This is a genomic window from Streptomyces sp. NPDC058964 (assembly GCF_042741275.1).
Taxonomy (GTDB): domain Bacteria; phylum Actinomycetota; class Actinomycetes; order Streptomycetales; family Streptomycetaceae; genus Streptomyces.
In genome coordinates, this window is record NZ_JBHYKH010000640.1 from 1 (window position 1) to 4,545 (window position 4,545).

Here is a 4,545-nt window from a genome sequence, read left to right on the forward strand (position 1 = left end):
GGGGGGGGTTTTTGGTAGCCCCGGGCCCCCCCAAATCCACCAACTGGGGCGGTTAACCCCACTCCGGGTTGTGGTAAACCCGGCCCGTACGGACCCCTCCCGGTGTCCTAGTCGCGCGCGGGCTCCACCGAGTCGACCTCGGCGCCCGGGCGGTCGAAGCGTCCATCCAGCTTGGAGACGAGCCCGGTGACCTGGCGGGCGATGTCCGGCGCGGTCAGCCCGATCTCGGCCATGACCTCGGCACGCGAGGCGTGGTCGAGGAACCGGGGCGGGATGCCGAAATCGCGCAGCGGGACGTCGCCACCGGCGTCCCGCAGGGCCTGCGCGACGGCCGACCCGACGCCGCCGACGCGAGAGTTGTCCTCGACCGTGACGACCACCCGGTGCCGCTCGGCGAGCGGGGCCATGGCCTCGTCGACGGGCTTGACCCAGCGCGGGTCCACGACGGTGGTGGAAATGCCCTGCTTGTCCAGCAGGTCGGCGATCTCCAGGCACATCGGCGCGAGGGCGCCCACGGAGACCAGCAGCACGTCCGGGGTGTCGGTGCCCGGCTCGCGCAGGACGTCCATGCCGCCGACGCGCCCCACGGCCGGGACGGCGGGACCGACGGCGCCCTTCGAGAAGCGGACGACGGTCGGCGCGTCCTTCACCTCGACGGCTTCGCGCAGCTGGGCGCGGACCTGGTCGGCGTCGCGCGGCGCGGCCAGCCTGAGACCCGGTACGACCTGGAGGATCGACATGTCCCACATGCCGTTGTGGGAGGCGCCGTCGGTGCCGGTGACGCCGGCCCGGTCCAGCACGAAGGTCACCCCGCACTTGTGCAGGGCCACGTCCATCAGCACCTGGTCGAAGGCACGGTTGAGGAAGGTGGCGTAGACGGCGAAGACGGGGTGCACCCCGCCCGTCGCGAGACCCGCCGCCGAGACGGCGCCGTGCTGCTCGGCGATGCCGACGTCGTACACCCGGTCGGGGAAGGCCTTGGCGAACCTGTCGAGGCCGACCGGCTGGAGCATCGCGGCGGTGATGGCCACGATGTCGTCCCGCTCGTGACCGAGCTTCACCATCTCGTCGCCGAAGACGGAGGTCCAGTCGGCGCCGGAGCTGGCGATCGGGAGGCCGGTGTCGGGGTGGATCTTGCCGACGGCGTGGAAGCGGTCGGCCTCGTCCTGGAGGGCGGGCTGGTAGCCGCGGCCCTTCTCGGTGAGGCAGTGGACGATCACCGGACCGCCGAACCGCTTGGCACGGGCCAGCGCCGACTCCAGGGCCTCGATGTCGTGACCGTCGATCGGGCCGACGTACTTCAGGCCGAGGTCCTCGAACATGCCCTGCGGGGCAATGAAGTCCTTCAGGCCCTTCTTCGCGCCGTGCAGGGTCTCGTAGAGCGGCCTGCCGACGACCGGGGTGCGCTCCAGGACCTCCTTGGTGCGGGCCAGGAAGCGCTCGTAACCGTCGGTGGTGCGCAGCGTCGCCAGGTGGTTGGCGAGGCCGCCGATGGTCGGCGCGTACGACCGCTCGTTGTCGTTCACGACGATGACCAGCGGGCGGTCCTTGGCGTCGGCGATGTTGTTCAGCGCCTCCCAGGCCATGCCGCCGGTGAGGGCACCGTCACCGATGACGGCGACGACATGACTGTCCTTTTTGCGTAGTTGATTGGCTTTTGCCAGGCCGTCAGCCCAGCCGAGGACCGTCGAGGCGTGCGAGTTCTCGATGACGTCGTGCTCGGATTCGGCCTGCGAGGGGTAGCCGGACAGGCCGCCCTTCATCTTCAGCCTGGAGAAGTCCTGCCGGCCCGTGAGCAGCTTGTGCACGTAGGACTGGTGTCCGGTGTCCCACAGCACCTTGTCCTTCGGCGAGTCGAAGACGCGGTGCAGGGCGATGGTGAGCTCGACCACGCCCAGGTTGGGCCCGAGATGGCCACCGGTCTTGGAGACGGCGTCGACGAGGAAGGTCCGGATCTCCCCTGCCAGCTGGTCCAGCTCCTCCGGGCTGAGCCGGTCCAGATCGCGCGGTCCCCTGATGCGGGTCAGCAGCGGCACCCGTGCCTCCTTGCAGTAAAAGCTGATCGAGCTGTTGCCGGGCTTGTCGAGTCTAATGTTCCGCCTTTGCGGGCGGCGCCCGGGCTGGGCGTCATACGTCACGCGAACGGCCGTACGCCCCGGAACCGTTCCCGGGACACAGCTGTGCCCGGCACCGCCGTTGGTGCCGGGCACAGGGTTCAGATGTGAACTTCGGCGAAGGCGACGCGCGTTATGCGCGACCCGCCGCCTTCTGGCTCTTGCGGGAGACGGAGTCGATGACGACCGCGCCCAGCAGAACCGCACCGGTGATCATGTACTGGATCGAGGTGTTCATGTTCAGCAGGTCGAGGCCGGTCTGGATGGACTGGATGACCAGCATGCCCAGGAGGGCGGACCAGACGCTGCCGCGGCCGCCGAAGAGGCTCGTACCACCGATGACGGCCGCCGCGATGGCGAGCATCAGGGTGTTGCCGCCACCCGCGTTGAGCGTGGCGCTCGCGGTCTGGCCGGCGAAGAACATGCCGCCGACCGCCGCGAAGCCGCCGGAGATGGCGAACACGGTGATGCGGACCATCGGGACGCTGATACCGGCACGGCGCGCGGCCTCGATGCCACCACCGACCGCAAAAACCTTCCGGCCGTAGGTCGTACGACGCAGCACGAAGTCGACGATCACCAGCGCGGCGAGGAAGATCACCAGGGCGTTGGAGACGCCGGAGGCGTTGTTCAGCACGGCCGCGGCGGCGAAGGACGCGATGGCGAGCAGGACGACCCGGATCAGGATCTCGCTGGTGGGCCGGAAGGGCACGCCGGCGGCGCGGCGCCGGCGCTGCTCGTTGAAGGAGCCGACGGCCATCAGGACGACACCGAGGCCCGCGAGCAGGTAGGCGCCGACGATGGCCTGGTCCATGAAGAAGGAGCTCTGGCCGAGCAGGTGCACCGGGCCGGACTCGGCCGGGATGTTGATGGTGCCGCTGTCGCCGAGGAGCCACAGCATCAGACCGTTCCAGCCGAGGAAGCCGGCCAGGGTCACCACGAACGCCGGCACGCCGATCTTGGCGAAGAACCAGCCCTGGAGCGCGCCGATGGCGATACCGGTCACGATGGCCAGGACCAGCGCCAGCCAGCCGTTCATGCCGTGGTTGACGACGAAGACCGCGAACACGGTGGACGCCAGACCGCTGACCGAGCCGACGGAGAGGTCGATCTCACCGAGCAGCAGCACGAACACCAGGCCGATGGCGAGCATGCCGGTGGCCGAGAGGAAGTAGCTGATGCTCGACAGGTTGTCGGCGCTGAGGAAGAGGTCGTTCTTCAGCTGGAAGATCGTCCAGATGACGACCAGACCGACGAAGACCGGCAGCGAGCCGAGCTCGCCACCCTTGATCTTGCGCTTGAACTCGGTGATGTAGCCCTTGAGGCCCTCTTCACGGACCAGCAGGCGCGGGTCGACGACGGCGACCGGAGCGGCCGTGGGGTCGTCGGCGGGGGCCACGGTGTCCTGCACCGGGGCGGCGGGGTCGGCCTTCTCGACCTTGGACGTGTCACTCACTTTGCCGCCTCCGTGGTGCGACGCTCCGCACGACGAGTCACGGCGTTGTCCGTGGCTCCCGTGATCGCGGCGATGATCTCTTCGTGGCTGGTGCTCTTCACGGGGAAGGAGCCGTTGTTCTTGCCCAGGCGCAGGACGGCGACGGTGTCCGCGACAGCCTTGACGTCCGCCATGTTGTGGCTGATGAGGATGACGCCGAGGTTGCGCTCGCGCAGCCGCTCGACCAGGTCCAGGACCTGCGCGGTCTGCTCGACGCCGAGGGCGGCGGTGGGCTCGTCGAGGATGACGACCTTCGGGTCACCGATCAGCGCGCGGGCGATCGCGACGACCTGGCGCTGACCGCCGGAGAGGCTCGCGATCGGGATGCGGACGCTCGGGATGCGGATCGAGAGCGTGCTCAGCAGCTCACGGGCCTGCTTCTCCATCGACACCTCGTCGATGACTCCACGGTGCAGCAGTTCGCGCCCGAGGAAGAGGTTGCCGACCACGTCGAGGTTGTCGCACAGCGCGAGGTCCTGGTAGACCGTCGCGACGCCGAGTCCCTGGGCATCGTGGGGCTTGTTGATGCTGACGGGCTTGCCCTCCCATTCGATGACGCCCTCATCGATGGGGTGGACGCCCGCGATCGTCTTGACCAGGGTCGACTTTCCTGCGCCGTTGTCGCCCACCAGGGCGACCACTTCTCCGGCGTGGACCTCCAGCTCGACGTCGGTGAGGGCCTGGACCGCACCGAACCGCTTGGAGACTCCGCGCAACGCCAGCACGGGCGTAGCGGACACGTGAACCATCTCCTTCGCCGCCTGACCCGGCGGGAGGTTGTGCAGAAGTATGAGGGGGGTTGTTCCGTCCGGCGCCCCGCGTAGCTTGCGGGGCTGTCGAGTGCGGGGCACCGGAGGAAACCGGGGGCAGCCGGCCCCGTACGCGCTCAGGCGGTACGGGGTTATGTTACATTATCTTATAAACAAAAGAAAATTA

3 protein-coding genes are annotated in these 4,545 nt (G+C 68.7%); all 3 read right to left on the reverse strand.

Going from position 1 to position 4,545, the window contains the following annotated elements:
* Positions 1-107 precede the first annotated feature (107 nt).
* The 3 genes from dxs to ACFW2E_RS42050 all read right to left on the reverse strand — a co-directional run bounded on the left by dxs (position 108) and on the right by ACFW2E_RS42050 (position 4,358).
* Complete coding sequence (gene dxs, locus ACFW2E_RS42040; protein WP_384476008.1) at positions 108-2,036, reverse strand: 1-deoxy-D-xylulose-5-phosphate synthase; 1,929 nt, start codon at positions 2,034-2,036, stop codon at positions 108-110.
* A gap of 211 nt (positions 2,037-2,247) precedes the next feature.
* On the reverse strand, positions 2,248-3,570 hold the full coding sequence (locus ACFW2E_RS42045; RefSeq protein WP_384476004.1) for a sugar ABC transporter permease: 1,323 nt from the start codon (positions 3,568-3,570) through the stop codon (positions 2,248-2,250).
* Positions 3,567-4,358, reverse strand: a complete 792-nt coding sequence (locus tag ACFW2E_RS42050) for an ATP-binding cassette domain-containing protein (RefSeq protein WP_316752713.1) — start codon at positions 4,356-4,358, stop codon at positions 3,567-3,569. The genes ACFW2E_RS42045 and ACFW2E_RS42050 overlap by 4 nt, the downstream gene beginning before the upstream one ends.
* Positions 4,359-4,545 lie beyond the last annotated feature (187 nt).